This is a genomic window from uncultured Proteiniphilum sp. (assembly GCF_937873925.1).
GTDB lineage: Bacteria > Bacteroidota > Bacteroidia > Bacteroidales > Dysgonomonadaceae > Proteiniphilum.
Genome location: NZ_CALNAT010000176.1, coordinates 1 through 23857, shown reverse-complemented (window position 1 = coordinate 23857; position 23857 = coordinate 1). Strand labels below are relative to the sequence as shown.

Below are 23857 nucleotides of genomic sequence, written 5' to 3'. Positions count from 1 at the left end.
CTTGATGACTCCCTACATTACCTCTTTGCCCCATTTCGTCGTTACCCCTGATATAAGCATGTCCGGTATGTTTTCCGGTAAGCAGCACGCAGCGGGAAGGAGCCGATACGGGGGAACCTGAATAAAACTGTGTGAAACGCATTCCCTGGTCGGCAAGGGAGTTGATATTCGGCGTTTCTATTTTGGTTTGCCCGTAACAACCTAAATCCCCGTAACCTAAATCATCGGCGAGGATAAAGATGATGTTCGGTTTTTGCTGTTGGGCAGAAACAGGTAAAAGAGTCAATACGCCAAGTCCGGCTGTAAGAAGTTGTTTCATCTTTTTATGAGTATTTTATTTCATTAAAAATTTGTCTGTTTACTTATTGGTTTCCGGCTTGTAAAGAGGGTTTAATTCAAAATTGACAGGAGCGTCTACGTTTTGTTCCCAGCTTTTTAGTTTTATCAATAAATCTTTTGCCCTGGATGGATATTTTTTTGACAAATCATTGGATTCACCGGTATCTTTCTTCAAATTATACAGTTCAGTACGGACATCCTCAAAAAAGCGGATTAATTTCCAATCTCCCGAAATGATCGAACTATAGGGTGTTGCTCTGAATGAGTCCGGATTTCCGTATGATTCTAAGTATGCAGGAAAGAAGAAAAATAAATCTCTCTCCTGCTCCGGATCGTGTTTACCCGATAATTCATCTTTCAACGAAATGCCATCAATTGTATGTATGACGGGAATTCCCGCAAAATCAAGCAAAGTAGGGAATAAGTCCGCCCCCATTACGTGGAAATGGTTTGTACTGTTAGCCTTTATTTTATCACCAAACGAAATTATTAAAGGAACCCTGTTGCCTCCTTCATAGGGAGTACCTTTTCCTCCTCTTAACGGATAGTTGTCGGAAATGCCGTTTAACATGCCTCCATTATCCGACATAAAAACAATGATTGTATTATTTAATTTGTTTTCTTCCTCTAATGCCTGTAATATTTTAGCAACACTATTATCAAGGCTCTCAATCATAGCTGCGTATTCGGGATTGTTGTGCCTTTTTCCTTTCTTTTTCCGGATATATTTTTCGACAATCTCGTTTTTAGCCTGAATAGGAGTATGAACGGCATAGTGGGAAAGATACAGGAAAAAAGGTTGTTTCCCTGCTGCCTTTATGTGTAAGACAGCTTCGTTTGTCAACCTGTCCGTAAGGTATTTATAGGTTGAATCGTTCAATTCTAAATTTGTCAGACATTGCTTGCTTTTACTGCAAAAAGGATAAAAATAGGTAAAAGGATGTCCGTTTTTGTCGCCTGCAATATTGATATCAAAACCATGGTGCAGAGGGCCGTTACCGGATGAATCGCTCCCCAAATGCCATTTACCGATATGGATGGTTTTATATCCGTTCTCCTGTAATATTTTCGGAAATGTTATCAATGTTTCGGCCAAAACGTTTTGGTTTGGCATGGAGATCAGTTTTCTTTTTTCGGTCTTCCCCCTATCGGCCGGATCAACGGTATAAATCCCGTGTCTTGGAGTGTACATTCCGGTCATAATAGAGGCTCTGGAAGGAGCGGAATTAGCTGCATTTGTATAGGCATGGGTAAACAATATGCCCTGTTTACGGAGTTTATCAATGTGAGGGGTTTCGTAAAAATCACTTCCAGTACAACTTAAATCTGTCCAACCCAGATCATCGGCGAGGATAAAGATAATATTCGGTTTTTCCTGTGCAAACGCCGGTACTACAGGAGTTACAGATAAGAAAAAACCGGTCAATATGTTTTTTACGGACATATAAAATTATAATAAAAGTAAACATTTTCGTTAAGCAAGAACAGGATAAACCCTAAAGACTCCTGTTTAAGAGCCTTTAGGGTTTAAAGGTAATAATTAATATCCGGGATTTTGTTCTAATGCCGGATTCAATACTATTTCATCCGTCGGAATCTGGTACAGATAATATTTGTCCAACCATCCCTTACCTTCTATAATGGGATCTGCCCACAAATAAATATAACCTTCAGGTTTAGCTTTGGTAGGTAAATGCGTATTTTCATCCCAAAGCGACTCATTAACCTTCGATTGCTGTATCCACATGCCCAACTGCTGTCTGTTGACATACCAGGATGCTTTTTTCCACCTGCGGACATCATCGAATCCAAAACCTTCGCCCATAAGCTCGATCATACGTTCCCGGCGTATTTCCCAAAGTACAGGATCTACGGTAGTGTCTCTTTTCGGATCGAAGTTCGCATCAATTTCAGCCACAATCAGAGGATCGACTCCGGCTCTTTCACGAAGCTTATTAATACTCATATCGGCAATTGCCTGATTAAACTGGCCTTGCTCCCATTTGCATTCTGCATAGTTTAAGAGAACTTCTTCTATCTTGAAAATGGGTTTATCGGAAGTGTTTAAAGCTCCCTGATTGAAATTTGTTTCCCATTGATTCCAGTTTTTATATACATAGTAGCCCGAGCGACATGCTACATATGCTGCAGCATTCGTTCCTTGTGCAGCTATACCGTTCTGTAAATTGGGTACATAGGCCAGGAGGCTTGCTCCCCAGTTTTGGGCAGGAAGACGTTTCATTCCAACACCGGGGTTGGAAGTGGAGCTGTTAATTCCCATTATATCAATATATTCCCTGTCGGACGGATTATTTGTAAAAGACCAAGTGTTATAATCTCCTTTTCCGGCTTTCACCCGGTAAGGGGGCATGATGGTATGATACATACGAGGATCCCTGTTACGGAATGTAGAGTACATGTCTTTATCTCCGTCATATAATGGAGAGTTTGAAATAGTTTTCCCGTCTTTACATAAATACATGTCTACCGTGTGCTGCGGCATTTCAATAATATGGGAAGAAGTATGCTCCACATGATTGTTGTTGTTCAACAGGATGGACTCCCTGTATTCTTTATAAAGAATCACGCCCTGAACTTTGCCTAAATCTTCCGTTGTCCACATTTCACCATATCCGGCTGCCGGTTGTCCGTCCGTACCGGTGTAAAGTGTCGGATATTTAGGCATTAATATTTCGGAAACGCGTGCACATTCGGAGAAATATTTATCATGATCGCCTAAGCCATGATACTTACGCCATGTACCTTCTCGCAACGTAAAGCGCGATAAGGCGGCTTGCACTGCATTCTGGTTAATGGTGTTTTTACCATTTTTCGCTTCGAAATTCCCGATATGTTCTTCAGCCCATTTTAAGCGGATCAATATGGAATCGGTAACCATCTTGCGGTCGCTTCTTGGCCCGTAAGAATCAGTGGAAGTTTCATTCAGCACCTGGGTAATCCAGGGCACATCGCCGAAACGGTTTACGAGTTCCATATACCAATAGGAGTGAAAAAAGTAACCTATAGCTTTCCAGTGATCTCTTTCGGCCTGTGTCAGTTCATTGTCTTCGTCAACATGCGATAACATGATATTTATCCGGCGGATATAGCCGAAGTTCCATCCATTACCTGTGGAAGCGTTCTGCACGGTCTGAAAAGCGTATGAATTAAAATTAAACCGTGTTGTCAGATAGCCGGCGTTTACATCACCCCTGTATTGGGCGTCCTGTGAAAAGCCATTGGAGAGGGATGTGGCAATCGTTGTATTGGTGAACATCTCATAACAGGGAAACATAAATGCTTTGAAATTATCATATGTCTTGAAAGCGTTCTCTTCCACCAGCGATGTACGTGGACTTTTCTCCAGGAAGTCATCGTTGCAAGCCATAATCAAAGCGGCCGTTAATAATATAAGGATATATTTTCTCATTGTTTCTTAAAATTAAAATGTAATATTTGCACCAAATGAAACAGTACGATAAAATGGGTAGTTCCAACTGATCCGTTCAGGATCTATGCCCCTGGGCAGTGACGAGAAGGTTGCCAGATTTTCTACTCCAACAAATAACTTCAGCTGTTTAACATGAAGATTTTGTATTAAAGAAGTCGGAAAAACATAGGAAAGTGTGATGTTTTTCACACGTAAATAAGCGGCATTTTGTAAGAACTTATCCGAGATACGTGCATTGGATCCCACATTTTGTACTTGTCCGTAAAGACGGTAATATTTTGCATTGGGATTTTCAGCCACCATATAGTTGGGATCTGCCGGATCATTGCTGATGGGTCTCCAATAATCCGTCTGGTTATAGTACAACGGCTGGAAAATGGCATCGCTGGCGCTCGTCCCTCCAAAGGGGAACATAGCTGCCCCTCCCAACCATACATCACGCTTGCCTACACCCTGGAGCATCACGCTTACATCAAATCCTTTGTAATTAACTCCCAGGTTAGCACCGAACTGATAACGTGAAGTTGAATTGCCGATGATGGTTTTATCACCCGGATTATCCACCGTATTATCTCCTGAGTTTATCTGGTTCTGGCTGTTTTCGTCATCCCTGAGATTCTTGAATTTCATATCGCCCGGTCGGACGTTGTATCCTTGAATGGAAGGAATATTTTCTTTTAATTGCCATGTATTTAAATCTGCAAAGTCATCCACTGAATAGTACCCGTCGGCCAGGTAGCCCCAGATTTCACCGAGTTGCATCCCTTCACGATATCTTTTTTCATCCTGGGCATCGTTTCTGTCATAAAACAATCCACCTTCGTTGGCAAATCTCGTGATATGGGAACGATGATCATAGATATTAAACCCTATGTTGTAACCGACTTTCCCTATCCTGTCCCTCCAACTGACAGCTAATTCCCATCCGCGGGTCCTCATATCAGCGCCGTTTTGCGCCGGAGCTTCCGCCCCTACTACTGCCGGGAGTTGCAAAGCTCCTGCTTTTGTCAGCATTCCCCGGGTATCGCGTTGATACCAGTCAAAAGTCCCTCTGAGCCGGTACTTGAGTAAGCTAAAGTCAATACCGAAGTCAAGGGTCTCCACGGTCTCCCAGGTGAACGTGCTGCTTACTAATGCAGGCAAACCAATGGTGGTCACCCTGTTTCCATCGGTCAGCCAGACCGTATTCGCACTATTAATGACCATTTCAGGGCTGTATTGATAAGGATTAATAGCCTGATTGCCTATTTGTCCCCACGATACGCGGAATTTCAGTTCTTCCAGCCATCTCTTTGAGAAACCCATGAAATTTTCTTGTGCAACCTGCCATCCGCCTGAAACGGAGGGGAAGAAACCGAATCTTTTTGATTTTGGAAATTTTGAGGAGCCATCATACCGCCCGTTCATTTCGAACAAATATTTATCCAGATAATTATAGTTCAAACGATAAAATCCACTGCGAATGGAATACTCCGAATATTCTTCCTTCAACGTTTTTTCACCGGTAGCATTGCCTAACGATGGAATAACATTTGACACCTGGTCTTTCACTTTATTTTCGATTATTTCATACGAACTGGATTCCTGGTTAAATCCGCCCATTAACTTAAAATTATGGCCTCCGAATGATTGGGAATAAGTAGCATACGAGTTGACCGCATTATAATCTGTGAAGTACCGTTGCCTTGTCAATTCATCGTTCGTAGGGGCAGTACTCACGGCCAACTGGATGGTGGTGTGTCTCCATTTATCGGTATAATAGGAATAGTTAAAGTCGTCCTTGTCGTAGGTGTATTCGAATACAATATCCAGATTCTCTATTGGTTTTATGATTGATTTTGAAAAGATACGGGGATTGTTTCTGGCCGTATTGCTGGTGTTGGCATACATGATTACGTTCTTCGGTGTAAATAGCGGTGCTTCCTCTCCCGATAAGGAAAGAGAGGCAGGCAACATCCCTTCGGGATAATAATTAACGAGACGCAGTGTATAGATGTCGTTCCCTCTTCCCTGCGGCATTGTTTTTTTACTCTGTGCATACCGGATATCCAATTCCTGCGTAAACCAATCTGTCATATCGGCCGAAATAAAACTACTGATATTCATTCTTCGGTAATAGTCTTTGTTTGTGATCATCGGGCCATCTTCAGAACTGTAACCTCCTGCCATCCTGTAACGGACTTTTTCCGTTCCCCCGGATGCAGAGATATTGTGACTCGTATAGTACCCTGTTGTCAATACATTGTCAACCAGATCTTTTTCATGTAGGTAATAAGGTGTCCCATTATCTACATAAATTCCATCCCCAATCGTATTAAATGAACCGGGGTTTCTTTTATATTCTTCTACATATTCGATCCACTTGCTTACGTCTTGTGAATTAGACCAGTAAGTGTTGCTAAAACCAGCGTCCTGATAGGCTCTGAAATAGTTCGATAGAGGGGCCTGCTGAGGACGGTTGATGGATGATTCAAATCCGAAATTATTATTGTAGTTTAACTGAAAGGCAGTGTTACTGTTTGGGCGTTTGGTAGTAACCAATAAAACGCCGTTAGCAGCACGGGCACCATAAATAGCGGAAGATGCAGCATCTTTAAGTACACTGATAGATTCGATATCTTCGGGATTTATCATATTTAAATCGCCGGGAACATTATCGATTAAGACCAAAGGTTCGCCTCCGTTAATAGAAAGTGTGCCACGTATGTTGATCGATTTGTTGTTCTGTCCGGGAGTAGAAGACCCTGATATCATCAGGCCCGGGATCGATCCCTGCAATGCTGCAAATGCATTGTTTACAGGTCTGTCCCCCAACACATCCTCCATCTTTAGGGCAGAAACAGCACCGGTGAGATTTGCTTTCCTTTGGGTGCCATATCCCACGACTACCACCTCATCCAATGTTTTCGTATCTTCCTGCAATGTAATGCTTAGTGTATTTAGCCCCGCTGTGGCAATGCTTTGCGGCTGGTATCCCACATAGGTTATCTCTAACACGGCATCGGGAGATACGCTAAGGGCGAAGTTGCCGTCGATATCGGTGATAGTACCGTTGGAAGGATTTCCTTTTTCAATAATGGTAGCACCGATAACCGGCTCCCCCATATCATCGTTTACCGTGCCGGAAATTTTTCTTACGCCTGGTTGCTGCGTGGCATTTGCCGATTGTAATACTGTTGCCGGGGCTTTATTGTTTTTCAGGAAGACACGGTTATTCATCACCCTGAAGCTTATGTCGGATTTACTGAAAATACGGGATAGGACGATTTCAATGTGTTCGTTTTTTGCGTCTATCGATACATCGGATAATTTTTCGGAAAGGATATTGGCATCGTACGAAAATTCATACCCCGTTTGCTGATGTAACTTTTCAATTACATGGGCTACGGTAGGATCATTCAGCGTAAGTTTCACGTTCACGGATTGTGCTGAGGCCGCGGAAGCGGAAACATAGAAACTCAGCATGCACAGTATCAGGAACGATTTTATCGTTCGCCACAGATCAGATTGGATGACAACAAGCGGGATCGTCATCTTGTGTTTTACGTGTTCATTCATACATTTTTTGTTGTTAATTATAAAAAATTAGGTTCATCGAAATAGTTGAGATATGTATTCCTACAGTTATTCGGTAATGAAAACTTCGTTACCTTCTATCCGGTATTGGATAGGCGCTAAATAACTAAGTATATCGAGTACTTCCTTCAGTGTTTCTTCCTTGTTTATCACATAACGGTAACGCCGGTCTGCCAATCTTTTGGATTCAAGATTGATGTTTACGTCATAGATAAGACTCAATTTGTTGACAATCTCACGTAATGTGGCATTCTCAAAAGTTATCTGATCCAGATACCAGGAGGTGAGTGTATTCACATCGACTGTCGAAACCGTGTAATTATTGTTTTTTACGGTATATACTACCTTTTCACCAGGTGACATTTCAAAAACATCTTTTCCGTGGTTATCCTGCAACACCACTTTCCCCGATACAAGTATTGTTTCCACCTGTCGGCTTTCATCATTTACAAAAAGGTTGAAAGATGTGCCGGTTACCTTTACATTCATGTAAGGAGAGGTTACTAAGAACGGTGATCCGGGGTTTTTCTCAATATCGAAATAAGCTTTTCCTTTCAACGCGATTTGACGATGTGACGGCGAAAATGATTCCGGAATCCGTAACTCGGATGAAGCGCTGAGCCAAACCATAGAGCCGTCGGTCAGATGGATCTTTTTGATGGCTTCGTTTTCGGTAACGGTGATTACAGTATATTTTCCGGGAGTTAGCCGTATCCATCCAAAAATGGACAGTGAAACAATAAGTGCGATAACAGCAGCGTATCGAGAGGCACGGAGAAAACGATGGCGGATGGTACGATGACGGATTTTTGCCTGAGTGCGGGAGAGGGCTACTGCCGTTTCAGCTGCTACGGTATTGCGGCGGGTATATTCGTTGAGCAGGCGCAATTTGCTTACTTCTGAAAAAAGCAATTGATTTTCAGTCGAATAGTTGCGCCATTCTTCTAACGCCTGTCGTTCGGTAAGTGAAAGAGGTTGGAAAAGATATCTGATCAATAATGAGAAACCGGAATCCATAGCAATAATTAAGAGCGTCTATATAAGCTAAACGGGCGAGATAGAAAAACTACGGAGCAAAATGGTAATTATTTTAAAAAAAATGGTAAAGAAGCGTCAAAATAAGAAAATCGGATGGAGCTAAACGTTTCCGGAGAAATTTCAGGGTAAGATAAATATGACTCTCCACCGTGCGTTGCGGCATTTGCAGTTTTTCAGCCACTTCCCTTGCTTTTAGACCGTCGCGATAGATCAGGTTGAAAACCTGCCTCCGTGCTTCGGGAAGCTCTTCGAGCAGTGCGTTCAAGCTCTCTTCAAAATCTTTACTGAAAAGTTCTTTTATAGGTTGACAATCGTTTTCAAGATAAGCATGGTATTCTTCAGCAAATTGTAGAAGCGACTCCTGCGCATATTTTTCTGACTGCTTGTTTTTCTTGATATAATCGATGCACCGTGAATAGGCTGATTGAAACAGATAGCTGTGAAATCCGTCACCTGGTTGCAGGACATTTCGCTTTTCCCACATATACGCGAATACTTCCTGGGCAATATCCTCTCCTGCCGTTTTATCATCTAATATCACAGTGGCATACGCTGCAATCTGTGAATAGAAACGGCAAAACAGTTCTTCAAACTTGGATTGGGTAATAGTCTGAAAATCTGAAAAAGGAGTATGAACTTTATATTCCACCAAATGACAAAAATATAAAACAATTTTTTATTTCGGACAAAAGTAATATATTTTATTAACTGTTCATTTTTCAAAATTCATAAAACTTTCACTATTCATGTTACATTTGTAATTCAAAGAAATTAAAGAGAAGATTAGCAGCATAAAACTGTTATTTTTAATGAATTATGAATCCGAAGAAATTATTACCGTTTGCGTTGATCCCTTTGACGGAGCTGTCAGCGCAAAACACGATCACTCCCGATATCGGGATATTCTCTACTTCCACCCAGTGGTGCGACGCTCCGTTGCATTTTTTAGAATTTTTAAAATGAAAGTCTCTCAAAATAGGGTGTCCTCCTTAATGGGACATCTATTTTTATTATCTTTCCTCCATTATGTACCTCACCTAAATCATCTTTCCAGCGTCCATTTGGTAACTGGACGGTTCTCTTATTTCCTGATCAAATTTATCCGCATCAATATTTAAAAAAGCCGTAAATTGCCCGCCCCAATCATATCAGGACAAACATAGGCATGTCCCAATATACCGGCGGTTGTCATTTGTGGAATAAGCGAAGCAACGGCATTCCAGGAATAGTTTTTATCTCCAAGGCGCTGAACGAGTTCTGTTACGCCTAATTTCCACGAAGTTCGAAGTTCATTGAAAGGGAAATTCAACGCAAATACAGCCCACGCCTCTGTAAAATCATTTACATTCGCATTTTCTTTATAAAAGAAGTACTCTCCCTGCATATAACCCACATCAGCCCCATCAAACTTATAGCCATCTATACCAAAATCATTCTGCAACTTTGTAAGTTCATTTTTCAAGTGGTTCACGGCATCCGGATTTGTCATATCATAGCAAGCACTATGTCCATTCCACCAATGAATAATAGCATCTTTACCATTCTTATCTTTCGCCAAATAACCTTTACTGCTTAATTCCCGGTATTCAGGACTATCAGGGGAAACATACGGACAAATCCACAACATGACCTCAAATCCCATAGTATGCAAGCTGTCTGTCATGACTTTCGGATCCGGCTTTTTGAGCAACTCCCCATGTAGCATTCAGCAACATGATAAAAAGAATAAAAAATGTTGACCTCATAGAATAATATTTCGATAGATATTCAATTAAATAATTAATATTCAATATATTGTATAATATAGTTTACATTATCTCGATTTCTTCTTATAAATCAAAAACAGTGTGAGCGTCAACATAACAAAGAATAATCCTATACTATAAGAGACAGGGTTGGGTAATGAAAAGCCTTCGGGAGAGAGCATAATGTATGTAGTCACTACCCCTGTCATAAATAGAGCAGGAATAAGAGTTATCAGATAATATCTGTTCTTCTTCTGACATAAATATACGGTAATGGTCCATAAGATCACTGTTGCCAGTGTTTGGTTTGCCCATGCAAAATAGCGCCATATTACATCGAAGTTAATTCTGGTCATCAGGAACCCGATAGCGAACAGGGGGATAGTAATGACCAGGCGATTCCTGATAGGTTTCTGGGACGTTTTGATGAGGTCGGCGATCGTTAACCGGGCGCTTCGAAAAGCGGTATCTCCCGATGTGATTGGTGCTGCAACAACCCCTAAGATTGCCAATACTGCACCAAATGTTCCCAGCAATGAATAGGAAACCTCATTCACCACCCATGCCGCATTGCCTTTCTGTGCTATCATCACTTCGTTAAGTCCTTTCATACCACTGAAGAAGCTCATACCGATGGCAGCCCATACCAACGCAACAACCCCTTCTGTCACCATGGCGCCGTAAAAGACCTTCCGTCCCTCTTTCTCATTTTTCAAACAACGGGCCATCAGGGGAGATTGTGTGGCATGAAAACCCGATATCGCCCCACATGCGATGGTAATGAACATCATTGGGAAAATCGGGAAACTTTCTTTATCGTGATGAAAATTCCTGAAGTTCTCAGCAGTCAATTCGGGAATATGATATCCTTTTACCAGTAGCGCGGTAATTAAACTGGTAGCCATGAAAAGCAATGCAAAACCGAAAACAGGATAAATCTTACCGATGATTTTATCAATGGGCAGAAGAGTAGCCAATATATAATAGATAAATATAACCCACACCCAGAAATTAAAATCAAGTGATTCCGGGGTAAGCCCGGCCAATAAACCAGCCGGCCCGGAAATAAAGACAGCACCTACCAGAATCAATAGCACAATGATGAAAATTCTCATGATCTGTTTGGCGTATTTTCCCAAATAAACCCCTATAATTTCAGTTATGCTTTTACCATTATGCCTGAGCGAAAGCATCCCGGAGAAATAGTCTTGCACGCCCCCTGCAAAAATAGTTCCCAGTACAATCCATAGAAATGCGACCGGTCCCCACATTGCGCCTGCAATGGCGCCAAATATGGGGCCCAATCCGGCAATATTCAGGAATTGTATCAGGAATACACGCCACCAGGGCATGGGCACATAATCTACCCCGTCTTGCAAGGTGGTGGCAGGGGTAGGACGCTCAGGGTCGGCTTTCATCACTCGTTCCAGGTATTTGGAGTAGAACGCGTATCCCGACAGGAGGGCTGTTATTGAAATAATAAAGGTGATCATTGAATGATTAATGGTTTAAAATCTGATTTTTAGAAAGTAATACCTTTTCCAGTTGCCCATAGGGAATATCCTGTACGCTGATGTTATTATCTATGGCCATTACCGCCGCAGCCGCCGCTGATTGTCCGAGGATCATGAATACCGGTTCCATCCGGATGGAGCCGAAAGCGATATGGCTGGACGAAAGGCAAACCGGAACGAGCAGGTTCGCACATTCTCCTTTCCGGGGTACGATGGAGCCATAGGCAATCTTGTACGGCTTTCCGGGATGTACTCCTACATCCCCCTCATTCTGTACATATCCCTCCGCTGTCACGTAACGTTGCACATTATGGGAGTCCATGGTATACGAGCCCATACCGATGGGATCGGGTACATGCACTTTTCCGAGCACCTCGTTTTCAGTCGTGACATACGCTCCGACCATCCTTCGCGCTTCACGGATATACAATTGATGCGGCCAGTTGCCGTTATCGGTAAATTCATCCTTGGCCAGTCCCCAGTCCTGCATCCTGTTCCTCACCTCTTCGGGCACACGTTCATCGGTCGATACAAAATAGAGCAGTCCTTTTTGATAATTTGTATGATCCTCAATGATCTCTTTGCGCCGTTCATAGGATGCTTCGGGATAATCGTAGTTCATTCCTATATAATCGCTACTGAAAGGGCCGTGGTTGTTTGTATCCGTCTTCCTGTTGGGGATAATATCATATTTTGCAAACCATTCGTTCCATCCCGATTCAAATACCCGGGCGAGAAGTTCATAACCGGCCGGGTCATACCCTTCAGGTTTTTCAAAAGGCACCCTATTTTCGGGATGGTTGCTCATACATAACCTGAAACAATAAGCCTGGATCTTATCGTCACCCGTACAATTGGGCTGTATCGGTTCGTTGGAAATGTAAGGGAGTAAACCGCTGGAAGGATCCCCCGGGATCACATATGGATCAACAGGAGTCTTAAAATAGTGCCCATGATGAAATACGCCGGCCTGTACACCGTTCCACTCTTCATTGTATTGCGAACAGGGCTCTCTTCCTACCGTATAAGAGACACCGGCGGCCGCCATCAGGTCCCCCTCGTAGGTCGCGTCAATAAACATTTTACCCCTGAACTTCTTACCGGAGAGCGTAGTGAGGGAGACAATCTTGTTATTGTTGACCTCAATACCGGATTCCCTGTTGAGCCATTCATCCCTGTAAACCGGAATATTATTCTCCCTGATAAAATCTTCAAATATTTTTTCAGCCACGTGGGGTTCAAAGATCCACATTGTCCTGTTTTCTCCATCCATTGCCACGGTGCCTTGTCCTTTATTACCGTATTCCGATTGCTTTTGCCATTTCCATGCCGCCGAATCATTATAATGAAGCCATACGCGATGGTAAAATTCCCGTGCCAGTCCCCCGATGGAACCAGTGTTACCGGAGTCGGTAAACCCCAAACCGCCGGAAGTCAATCCACCCAAATGTTTGTCGGGAGAGACAATGATCACGCTTTTTCCTGATTGTGCTATTTCAACAGCTGAGATTACGGCAGCCGAAGTACCCCCGTAAATGATTACATCCGCGTTAAATATATTTCTATCCTTGTTGCAGGATAAAAAGGAAAAAGAAACAGCGGATAAGAGTAAAAATAATTTAGTTGCTTGTTTCATCTCTATTTATTGATTTGAATTTCCAGAATCTGTTTATCTTTTAATAAAGTGTTTTGTAAAGCCGGATAATTGATATCCTGTATTGCTACATCTTCCTCTATAGCCTGACATGCAGCGGCAGCCGCAGATTGCCCCAACACCATAAACACGGGTTCCATACGGATGGAGCCGAATGCTATATGTGTCGCGCTTACACAAACAGGAACAAGTAAATTTTCACATTCTTCTTTCTTTGGAACAATGGATCTGTAACTGATTGGGTAGGGATAGGGTACGTGTGCTTCCACATTTCCCTCGTTCTGTACGAATCCGTTTACATCAACATATCTCTGTATGTGATGGGAATCCATCCCATAAGCTCCCATCCCGACCGGATCTTCCACCATATCTATCCGTTCACAATTTCTCTGGGTCATCACATAATCGCTCACCATACGTCTTGCTTCCCTGATATAAAGTTGTTGCTGCCATCCGTCGCTCCCTTCTTTATATTCATCCTTGCATGTTCCCCATTTTGATACGACATCTCTCACTTTTTCAAGAATTCTGGGGTGATAGGCCAGCGTCCACATCAGTCCCTGTTGATAGTCTCTGTGAGCCCGGACAATCTTTTCACGTTCTTCATAGGATGCTTCGGGGTAATCGTAATTCTGCCCGATAAAATCCGTGGAAAATCCTCTTCTGTTATTTGTGTCGGTTTTCCTGTTCGGCATCGGCGAATTGATCCAAGGCATCTGATTCACCTCCGATCCGTTGTCTGCTTCATAGTTCCTGAAAAGCAGTTCATAGTTCAACTCGTCATAGTTTTCAGGTTTTTTGAAAGGTATGCGGTTATCGGGGTGGTTGGTCAGTGTCATCCGGAAGCAGTAGGCCTGTACTTTATTGTCACCTTCTCCATCCACGCCCGGAGGAGCTTCGGAGATGTATGGAAGGAGTCCGCTTCCGGGATCCCCTTTGATGATATAAGGATCGACCCTGTCTATAAAATTGTGATTATATGCGTTTCGTGAAAGTGTCCAGTTCAGGGTTGTGCTGATTTTATTAGCCTGTACACCGTTTAATGTTTCTCCGTACTCACGGTTGGACTCCCTGCCTACCCTGTAACTGATTCCTGCTGCGTCCATCAGATCTCCTTCGTAGGTTGCGTCTATAAACATTTTTCCGGTATATTTTGAACCGTTCTCCATTTCAATCGATTCTATTTTGTTGCCTTTTTTAATAATGCCATTCTTTCTGTTTAATCTTTCACCGTACACAATATCAATTTTCTCCCCGGAAAGCATTTGATGGTATACTTTCAAAGCAGCGGAGGGCTCGAATGTCCACATAGCGTCTTCACCCTTTTCTGTTCTTGTTTGTCCTTCATCTAAATATTCATTTCTATCCTGCCACTTCCAGTTTTTTGGATCATCGTAGTATTTCCGGATATTTTGATAAAATTCACAGGATATTCCTCCAATCACATGTTTATTCCCGATATCGGTTTGCCCTAATCCGCCGGTTGTCAACCCTCCTATGCGATGAGTCGGTTCAATGATCACTACGGATTTTCCCATTCTCGATGTTTGAATGGCCGATGCAATTCCGGCAGAGGTACCACCGTAAATGACGATGTCGTATTCTTTACTTTGCCCGAATATTCCTGAATAATTCAGCATCAATAAGATAAAGCTCAGATTTAGGATTTGAATAATTTTTCTTGAAACCATAATTTTATTTCTTTAAAGGGAAAAAAAATTTCAAACTGGCATTCCTAATTGGTATTATTAGTATTAAATGAACTATCCTGCCTGTTGTTATTTATATGTTATTGCTTTCATTTGAATCGGTAATAGTAATTGTGTTTTTGAATTTATTCTATAATACTGCCAAGCGAATTTAGAAACGTGAACGTTTTCGTTAAGCAATAAAATCTGAAATAGTATAAATTTATTAAACCGTAAAAATAGGGATATATTTTTGATAAATAGTTTTAAAAGCACTTTTATTTACTTTAAACAAGTTGATTGCAAAGAGTGTTATCTCATTGCAATCAACTTGTATTGAATAATTATTCCCAGTTAGGATTTTGAATTAAACTCGGATTTGTTTTCCTTTCGATATAGGGAATAGGCCAGAGGTAATCCTTGTTGGGATTGAACACGCGTTTATCGACGGTCAGTTGATACTTATATTTGATATCGCCGGGACCGAAATTGCCTATTTGGGTAGCTCCTTTGTAGTTCCCCTTGGCATCATAGTCTTCGGGAATGATAAAACCGTCAGCTTCGTACCCGTAGAGTGAATACATGGGTATCCCCTCGCGGTTGACGGTAAGACCTGTCTCGTTAGTTGTTTCCCAGCTTATTATTCAGTTAGCCATAGTTGTGATGGCGGCGCCGGAAGTGATATTTTTGTCGAAAATATAATTAGTGTATAGATTGACAATGAAAACCAGATAATTCATTATTAAGGTTGAACAGTTATATTTCTCACAAAGGAATTTGTTTGAAAATCTTCTGTTGTTATGGTTTTGTTGGTAAACATCACATTTTGAAATAATACGTCTTCTACCAAATGTTCTTCGTTGTATCCGACCAGTTCTATGTGTAGTAAATTACCGGTAGCGGAGATATTCTTGAATTCAACTCCTTGTATATGGCCACGTTCTTCGTCCCGTGTCCAGAATGATTCATTAATCCATAGTGAAATAAAGCGCTGTGCTTCTTCAATACGAAGATTCTCGAACCGAACATTCCTGACTCGTCCAGCGTCAGACTGAAAAATCCTTAAGGACCATTCCCTACCTTTATCATGGATAATATCACAATCCTCGAAAATAACATTTTCGACATCTTCGCTGATTTCTGCCCCGATACTCAAAGCATGCGCCACTTCATTCCATAACACACATTTCCTTGTGATGATGTTCTTTGTTTCACCGTCTCCTTTATCTGACTTTACAACGACAAGATCATCGAGTGTGCGGATGAAACAATTTTCCACCAAAACATCCCGGCTGTTGCAAATATCTATCCCATCTGAATTGGCCCTGTATCCAAGAAGTTTTAGATTATCAATATGAACCCTATCCGATCGTCTCACAGGGATAGTCCAGTGGCTGGCATCTCTTAAAATGATACCTTCAAGATTTATATCAGATCCTTCTATAGAAATCATAAAACGTGAATGGGTAGAACAAAGGCTGCCATCTACAATGCCCCGCCCACGGAAGGTGATATTCCGCCCCTGAAGATCAAAAGAAGGGGAATATCTTTTTAATCCACTATAACTGCTGATGGTGAATGGTTCATCCGGCTCGATAATTCCACGTATAATGGCTCCTCCCGCAACATACACAGTTTTGTTATCTCCAATTACCAGATTACTCACATTATGAATTCCCGGGCCAAAATAGATAACATCTGGATCATCCTGATCGGGTACATTTTCTTCGAAGGGATTTGCAAAAAGATGTAATGACCGGACCCATTCGTCATTAATTTCGATCGTGAGATGTATGGGTGATTTTATCTGAAAAGATACTGATTTACCTTCGGTATTGGTAATGATCCCGGCAGAGCTGGGCAATATTTTTACTGAACGAATTTCTTCATCCGTTGTAACGGTTATATTAACCTCATCATTCATATCAAAATATGCAAAAGCTGCTTCTTCATAATATTTTGCTGAGTTTTTTTTGTCATCCATAGCTTTCCATCTTCCTTCCTGTTCCTTGGGGGCCACTTTAACCCTATATACGGGCACGTTTTCTCCCTCAACAGAAACTTTATAGTACTGGCTTAACGACTCTTCCAAAGGAGCCGGATAAATGATATAATGATTGATTTCAGGCTGGCTACAGGCATATAACAAAATGATATTAACTGCTAATACCAGTATTAAAAAGATTGTTTTATTTTTCATTGCATTCATTTTTGCTCCCGTAATTAGTTGCATAATAAATCTTTCTACATATGATTATAGATTACTGTTAAACAGATCTGTATAATTGTCCGGCAAAGATTCAATATTTCTGATTTGGATATCTTTATAATAAACCTCTGCTGCTTCGCTTTGTAGTTGAATCTTTCCTTTTACCAGCGGATGAAAAACATTATCCTCTAGGTATACAGATTTTGAAAGTGCCATCACCACATATCCGTTTACAATGTGGAGGCTTTTATCTTCAAAACAAATTAGTTCCACAGTATTCCACTCACTTGGCTTTTCATAATCTTTGCTATGCCGTACAAAACCGCTTCGTGAACTACCTACTCCCATTGGGGTGTCTATGCCTTTTGGATGGTAGATTTCCCTATCATTCCTGGCTTCAGGATTGGCCATTTTAATCAAGCCACCGGTTGCAGCAATACACCAGTAATCCCCAAACCCTCCTTCCATAATTTGAAATTCATGTGCCCGCATCCATGACTTCCAGTAATCTACTCCGCATTCTCCCTGGGAATGGTATAATATGCCGGAGTCCCTTGGTTCATTTAAGCGGGGATCCCATTTTTCAGTCCCCCATTTCACTTTCAGTTTTAAATGGTAGTTTTCAAATTCTTTTTTGGTAAAAACACATCCGTATATCTCTCCACTGATGCGCAGGACAAGGGATCCTTCCTGTTCAATTATTGAAAAGACCTGATTCACATTTTTATTATATCCTATTGGCATTAGTTCTTTGCCATCTTCATCCCTGGGTACTTGACCGTTATAGCCCGTTTGGTGTTTAAAGCTCAAGTACATTTCCCATGCCGATAGTTCTTTATCCAACAACGGCATCCATTCCTCTTTCATATCAAAGGAATATATAATACTCACCAGAATTGTGGTTACAAATATTTTTAAAGATCTTATACCTACTCTCATATTAATTCTAATTAATTGGTTTTAAACTATATTTTTTGATAGTTGTATTTTGGGAATGTTTGAGTGGGTCGATTCCGGAAACAGTTCGATATTTTACATTGTCAAGTATCACTTCGTTCACTTTTTCGAACCCATCGCAGGACGTATTTCTTTATTACCCGAGTAATCGAACGTGACGTTTTCAAACACGATGTTATTGACATTGCGGGCATAAAATCCCCAGTACGGAAGCGCTCTGGATTCGGTACGAGGTCTGTAAAAACCGGTTGTACCTAAAACCTGTTCATCATCAACATGGCAAGTTACCGAGACATTCTTTATCTTAATATTTTCAAATTTACTTCCCTCTGTCCATGCCTCAACCGAACAGGCATTCCTGTATATTCCTGTTGCAGTGATATTTTCAATATCGATACTGCCAGCGTGATTCCCCTCATTCAATACAATGGTCAACGCAGTCTGCATATCCCTTATCCGAACATCGTAAATAAATATTTTATCAAGACTTCCGGACCCGAGGCCCCATGCACCCGGTTGCATAATAATCCCTGTAAGGGAGTTGGTCACCAAGGGGTTGTTTAACGAACCTCTCCGATGACCAAAAATACCGGGTCCGAATATTTCACAATCCATTATTTCCAGGTTAGTGGCGGGCAAGATCAATAGACTCTGTATCAGTTGTTTTCCCATCGCCTACTGCACCATAATCTTTAATATTGAATATTTTAACCGTATCTGATTTGGCATGTTCGAAGAGAGGATTCCGTGCAAAACAATCCGGACTCGTATTTGTAATGATACAAATCAGGACAAAAAATCTGAAATATATTAATCTAGTCATAATCAAAATACGAGACCTTTGATGAAAATTGTGTTTTAGTTACTTCCCCCGAAGCTGAATTGGAATCATTTTCTAAAGCACGAATATTTGAAATTACCCAACATATTATGAAATCGAACTTAATCAGCCTCCAAGACCAAAATCCAGTCGTTACCATGTTGTCCAAATTCACCCGGTGGATCAAATAAACGGGTTCCTTTATTTTCAACGAATCCTATTTCATCTATTGTTCCTTCACGCGGATTAAACCAAGAGGCTGTTCCTGAACGCACCAGTTTACTTAAGTTTATACTAACCTCTTGTCCCTTATTCAGGTACAATAAGATAAAAGACTTGTCATTAGCAACAATTGCACGGATATTATCCTCACCTAAAAAGTTAGTACCATAGATCACTGATTGATCCACATGAAAACTTCCCAGGGGAAATCGGGTGAAAAGCTTTTTCACATGTCTCATATCCTCAGCACCCGGACGATCCAATGCTTCATCCCAGAAGTTCAGACAGGGGACAGCATACCTTGTTCCCGGTTTATACATTTGCCAGATTGCATTATTCCCATAGGTATAGCCCGCCCCGCCCGAGAAGAAGGTCCAATAAGCTTCCATCCGAATATCATAATCATCAAAAAAGCCATGCGGGAAAAAATCCTTGTCTTTGATTAATCCATCTTCACCAATTACATCCTCCTTCTTTTTTCCAAATTGTGAATAATCATCGAAGTGCCAAAACAATACTGGAATATCTTCATATGCAGGTTCGGCATTTACCCATGGTTTTAAGGGGATAAGTTGTTGAAATACCATCCCAAATTCATAAATCTCTGTTTGAAATTTTTTGAAATGGCCACTTTGGATAATATTAAATGAAAGCCAAGGTTCATTATGAAACCAAAAATGAGAAGAAATCGGAGCAGTAGGATGATAAGAAATCAAATTTTTGCCACCGTCTCCCGATTGCAAGCCTTTGCCCATTGCTTCCCAAATCAGATACTCCTGGTCAGTTTGTACATTCCTGTCTCCCCCTAATATCCAAATAACAGGTTTATCTTTATATCTTTCGGAAAGGAATTTGCCATAGTTAAAAGCATTCTCAATGTTAAAATTAGCCCCTCTCCCATTACGGTCAACCACATTATTTGCCCAGGTTGGGAGTAACCCCATATACATCCCTCTCCTTTTTGCTTCATCTACAACAAAATCCACATATTCAAAATATTTTTCATTCGGCCGTGTCGGGTCCATATTTAAAAAAATGGAATCACCATAGGCATTCTTTTGATTAAATCCACCCATCATAATTGTTGCCTGTATAACCGTAAAGCCTTTCTCTTCCCGATTATCAAGGTAGAAAACTACTTCTTCTTTGGTTAAATCATTAAATAATTCCCAGGCAGTATCCCCAATCCATAAAAATGGTTCGGTAGTTTCTGTTTCTATTGTAGTTTTTCCCGATGCTACAAATAATCTCTGAGAGAAAACATCTGAATTAGGCAAAGTTGAAATAAAGATCAAGAAGGATATAAATATATTTTTCATCTTTTTAAATTAAAACAGATTTATTTATTTAAAATAGCGCGTTTCAATCATGTACCAATATCGTTCATCAAGATCATGCTTTTATTATATAATCTTTTAATTTCCTTAATATTACCCTGATATTATATCCAAATACATTAAGACATAAGACATGATTTTTGTATGGACTAAATCTCCATACGTTTCAAATTACGATTAAGTGGCAAAAGATTGAAAAAGATATAAACGAGGCTGCCTCATAAAAACCGTATCTAAATTTTTCCAAGACAACCCCGCTTAATAAAAAATTACTAAATGGTTATATTAATGGCGGGTGCATAGTTGAACCTTGCTCCAGATGCGCTACTTAAAGCTCCTATACGAAAATAATATGACCTTCCGGCTATAAAATTAGGATTATTTAAATCGATCTGAAGGGTATGAATTTTGTCAGGATCGGAATTTAAATCTGCTGTACTTTCCGACATTACAAGACTTGTATTGGTGCCTACAGCTATATTCGGATGTGAAAATAATCCAATACGGGCAATATTATCGCCGGTTGTTTTTTCAACTTTAAACGTAGCTGTGACAATATTTCCATTTCGAACAATCGAAGCATCTTTTATTCTTAAATAAGGAGTTACTGAAAAATCAAGTTTAGTACTTCCTTTGATTTTGAAAGTATCTATAGGAGCTATTGGTTGAAAATTTCCCTGTACTGCACTAATCTTATATTCACCTGGAAAAATCATACTGTTCCGATAAGTACCATCGTGTTTAACAACAAGCGTTTGTGTTATATTTGTTTGGCCTGACACCCACCCGTGTTCAATGATTTGAATTACAGCACCCTGCACAATTTCACTCTGAACAGGTTCATTGGTTTCCGCATCAATAAAGGTACCAAACAATTCAGCACTGGGAGCATCGTAATTATCTTTTTCACAAGAATAAACTAGAGCCAGCACGATAAAAAACATAATATATTTTAAACTATTCATAATTTTTAATTTTAAAATTCATTTCCTTTATAAAATTCTGGTGACGTTAGTATCAGGTAGAAATTAGTTTTCATTATCCTTACTACTATAGCTATTGATATACAAAACCCTTACTATTGAAAATAATTAAAACTATTAAGTGTTCTGTATTTACTCAGAAAATTTCTATAAACTCGTTTCATTTAACCCGTTGGATTTTGAATCAAACCGTTAGCTTCAATACCTGGGATTGGATAGTAATACCAGTTAATTGGAAATGGTCTTTCAACTGCTGCATGAAAAAGATCTCTTACAAAAATGTACTTGGGCGGACTTACGCTAAGATCCAATATTGGCAGCATTGCCCATGCCAACCGATTATTAAAATATACATGGTGCTCCCTTCTTCTTTTCATGTCTGCATCCCTTTTATTTTCAAAAAGGAGTTCGACCCTCCTCTCACGGAATACATTCTCTTGTGTAAGTGGAACAGGATCCATAAAAGCGGCACGTCTTCTTATATCATTCAACGCTTTTGTAGCTTTATCAACATCCCCCAGTCCGCTTTCAATAACAGCTTCTGTATAATTTAACAAAACTTCAGCATATCTTATATCCATCCAATCAGAAGTTCCGGCATCCCATTGCGCAGTACCTGTTTCTTGAAGGAATTTCCGCATTGAATATCCGGTTTTGGTATTTCTGCTGGCCACACTGGAATTGGAATTAAATCCCGAATAATCATCCGGATTTTGTGCTCCCCATGGCCAATATGTCACTCCATCCAGCGTTATTCCCTCTGAAGGGACCCCTGTTCTTATTTGTGGGGTACCATCCGGCATAATTAAACCGGCCTGTATTACGATCTTGATACCTCTCATCATACTACCCGGGAGGACAGTATAAGCGTGCAATCTGGCATCCTTGTCCTTGAAAGGATCCAAAGGTTCGTCAAAATGCAGATAGTTTTTTGATGGATTATATCCATTATAATCATCCACATCATTGGGATCGGTAGTGGTAGTAATTGGGGCCGGCTCTCCTGGATGAGAATATTCCTCAAAAAGATCAACCATTTCAACCAGAGGATTCATACGTCCCGGATATGGAGCTCCGGCTCTCACCTGGGCAGGACTGAACCAGAAATCATAGTTGTGACCTCTTCCTACAACATTAAACCCGCGGATAAATATAGCCTCCATTGGGGCAATATTGGGATCCTGAAACATTTTAATATAATTTTCAGTTGCTTCTTCAGGTGTACTGGGCGTGGGTGCATACAATGAATATTTACCTGAATTTATTACTGTTTCTGACGCTGCTATGGAAGCAGCAAAGAATGCTTCTGCATCACCGGGGGTCATACCTACTAATTTCTTATCAACTGCTTCTCCCTGAAGAGTTGCTAGATGCCAGTATTTGGCCAGGGAACCGGCATAAAGCCCGACCCTTGATTTAAGCGCTTGTGCAACCATTTTATTGACCCTTCTTCCTTCTTCTTCTCCCCAGGAATCAGGTAATTTTTCTGTTGCTGCATCCAGTTCATCTAATATAAATTCAAACGTTTCCTTCTCGGTACTTCTCGGTACTTTGAGAGACTCCAGATCATTGGGATTATATTTCTGGCTTTCTTTTATTAGTGGCAAACCGCCATAACGCATAGCTAATCCAAAATAAGCATAAGCCCGGATGAAAAGAGCTTCCCCCATCGTATTATCTTTAACCTGATCCGTTACGTCCAGTGTGGGTATCGCATCCATTAATAAATGGACATCCCGAATCAAGCGATAACCTTGTTCCCAGTAATGAGGAGCCATGTAGCCATTTGCCACACCATAATTACCTAACCATTCGGTATGTATCGCTTCATCCGTGTACATTGCCCTGTTCCTCCCACCATTGGTGTTGGAATGCCAGCCCTCTTCTCCGTATCGGAAATCTTCAACAGGCATCTGGTAGTATAGATTTGCCAAATATAGTTTTAACCCATTAGGATCACTGAATACATTTTCAAGGGGCATTTTATCCTGCGGTTGCAAGTCCAGGACATCATTGCAGCCAGGTGCTACCAATAGAGTTGCTACCAGTAAAGCTGATGTTATATATTTCAAAATTTTCATATTTATCGATTATTAATTTCATAATAATTATAATAATTCACTAAAATGTCACATTTAAACCAATGTTAAAATTCCTCGTTAAAGGATAGTTGTGCCCATATGTGGCTGCACCACTGCCTGCAGTTTTCTCCGGATCCAATTTTTTCACTAACGGATCTTTAGTCCGGGTTAAAAGATTAAAGGCGTTTGTATATACACGAAGACGCTGAACCTTTATTAGTTCTAATACCTCAGGTTTAAAAG

Annotated in this window: 20 protein-coding genes; 2 read left to right on the top strand and 18 right to left on the bottom strand. The window is 40.8% G+C overall.

Features of this window, described 5'->3' with window-relative positions; all coding sequences use genetic code 11:
* The 6 genes from Q0502_RS12145 to Q0502_RS12120 form a co-directional block, all read right to left on the bottom strand.
* Positions 1-319, bottom strand: a 319-nt coding sequence (locus Q0502_RS12145; protein WP_298651072.1) for a sulfatase-like hydrolase/transferase, incomplete at its 3' end; no start/stop codon positions are given.
* Between the two features lie 39 nt (positions 320-358).
* Complete coding sequence (locus tag Q0502_RS12140) at positions 359-1783, bottom strand: sulfatase (protein WP_298651070.1); 1425 nt, start codon at positions 1781-1783, stop codon at positions 359-361.
* 96 nt (positions 1784-1879) lie between these two features.
* On the bottom strand, positions 1880-3769 hold the full coding sequence (locus Q0502_RS12135) for a RagB/SusD family nutrient uptake outer membrane protein (RefSeq protein WP_298651068.1): 1890 nt from the start codon (positions 3767-3769) through the stop codon (positions 1880-1882).
* 12 nt (positions 3770-3781) lie between these two features.
* On the bottom strand, positions 3782-7348 hold the full coding sequence (locus Q0502_RS12130; RefSeq protein ID WP_298651066.1) for a TonB-dependent receptor: 3567 nt from the start codon (positions 7346-7348) through the stop codon (positions 3782-3784).
* A gap of 66 nt (positions 7349-7414) precedes the next feature.
* Positions 7415-8383, bottom strand: coding sequence for a FecR family protein (locus tag Q0502_RS12125; RefSeq protein WP_298651064.1), 969 nt, complete (start codon positions 8381-8383; stop codon positions 7415-7417).
* A 73-nt stretch (positions 8384-8456) separates the two neighbouring features.
* A complete protein-coding gene (locus tag Q0502_RS12120; protein ID WP_298651074.1) occupies positions 8457-9053 on the bottom strand; it encodes an RNA polymerase sigma-70 factor in 597 nt (198 codons plus the stop codon).
* Positions 9054-9220: 167 nt separating this feature from the next.
* Here Q0502_RS12120 and Q0502_RS12115 point away from each other — a divergent pair, with 167 nt between their 5' ends.
* Positions 9221-9367 carry a hypothetical protein gene (locus Q0502_RS12115; RefSeq protein WP_298651062.1) on the top strand — a complete coding sequence of 49 codons (147 nt, stop codon included), beginning with the start codon at positions 9221-9223 and terminating at the stop codon, positions 9365-9367.
* 151 nt (positions 9368-9518) lie between these two features.
* Here the strand turns inward: Q0502_RS12115 and Q0502_RS12110 are convergent, their stop codons facing one another.
* The 5 genes from Q0502_RS12110 to Q0502_RS19050 form a co-directional block, all read right to left on the bottom strand.
* Positions 9519-10109, bottom strand: coding sequence for a TIM-barrel domain-containing protein (locus Q0502_RS12110; RefSeq protein WP_298651061.1), 591 nt, complete (start codon positions 10107-10109; stop codon positions 9519-9521).
* A 108-nt stretch (positions 10110-10217) separates the two neighbouring features.
* A complete protein-coding gene (locus tag Q0502_RS12105) occupies positions 10218-11642 on the bottom strand; it encodes a carbon starvation protein A (protein WP_298651059.1) in 1425 nt (474 codons plus the stop codon).
* 7 nt (positions 11643-11649) lie between these two features.
* Positions 11650-13299: an FAD-dependent oxidoreductase gene (locus Q0502_RS12100; protein WP_298651057.1), complete on the bottom strand. Its 1650-nt coding sequence runs from the start codon at positions 13297-13299 to the stop codon at positions 11650-11652.
* A gap of 2 nt (positions 13300-13301) precedes the next feature.
* Positions 13302-15008, bottom strand: coding sequence for an FAD-dependent oxidoreductase (locus tag Q0502_RS12095; protein ID WP_298651056.1), 1707 nt, complete (start codon positions 15006-15008; stop codon positions 13302-13304).
* A 341-nt stretch (positions 15009-15349) separates the two neighbouring features.
* Entirely contained in the window at positions 15350-15478 is a 129-nt protein-coding gene (locus Q0502_RS19050; protein ID WP_366521792.1) for a RagB/SusD family nutrient uptake outer membrane protein, read from the bottom strand.
* Between Q0502_RS19050 and Q0502_RS19045 the strand changes: the two genes are divergently transcribed.
* Positions 15461-15583, top strand: coding sequence for a hypothetical protein (locus tag Q0502_RS19045; protein ID WP_366521791.1), 123 nt, complete (start codon positions 15461-15463; stop codon positions 15581-15583). The two genes, Q0502_RS19050 and Q0502_RS19045, sit on opposite strands and share 18 nt — an antisense overlap.
* Positions 15584-15747: 164 nt before the next feature.
* Here Q0502_RS19045 and Q0502_RS12085 read toward each other — a convergent pair whose 3' ends face one another.
* From Q0502_RS12085 to Q0502_RS12055, 7 genes are all read right to left on the bottom strand, one after another.
* Positions 15748-17238: a glycosyl hydrolase family 28 protein gene (locus Q0502_RS12085; RefSeq protein ID WP_298651052.1), complete on the bottom strand. Its 1491-nt coding sequence runs from the start codon at positions 17236-17238 to the stop codon at positions 15748-15750.
* A gap of 21 nt (positions 17239-17259) precedes the next feature.
* Entirely contained in the window at positions 17260-18153 is an 894-nt protein-coding gene (locus Q0502_RS12080; RefSeq protein WP_298651050.1) for a DUF1080 domain-containing protein, read from the bottom strand.
* A 117-nt stretch (positions 18154-18270) separates the two neighbouring features.
* Positions 18271-18843 carry a hypothetical protein gene (locus tag Q0502_RS12075; protein ID WP_298651049.1) on the bottom strand — a complete coding sequence of 191 codons (573 nt, stop codon included), beginning with the start codon at positions 18841-18843 and terminating at the stop codon, positions 18271-18273.
* A 270-nt stretch (positions 18844-19113) separates the two neighbouring features.
* The gene (locus tag Q0502_RS12070) at positions 19114-20532 is read right to left on the bottom strand and encodes a glycoside hydrolase family 140 protein (RefSeq protein WP_298651048.1); all 1419 of its coding nucleotides are present in this window, start codon (positions 20530-20532) and stop codon (positions 19114-19116) included.
* Positions 20533-20822: 290 nt separating this feature from the next.
* On the bottom strand, positions 20823-21515 hold the full coding sequence (locus Q0502_RS12065) for a DUF3823 domain-containing protein (protein ID WP_298651047.1): 693 nt from the start codon (positions 21513-21515) through the stop codon (positions 20823-20825).
* Between the two features lie 182 nt (positions 21516-21697).
* Positions 21698-23614, bottom strand: coding sequence for a RagB/SusD family nutrient uptake outer membrane protein (locus Q0502_RS12060; RefSeq protein ID WP_298651045.1), 1917 nt, complete (start codon positions 23612-23614; stop codon positions 21698-21700).
* Between the two features lie 40 nt (positions 23615-23654).
* On the bottom strand, positions 23655-23857 hold a 203-nt coding region (locus Q0502_RS12055), incomplete at its 5' end, for a hypothetical protein (RefSeq protein ID WP_298651043.1).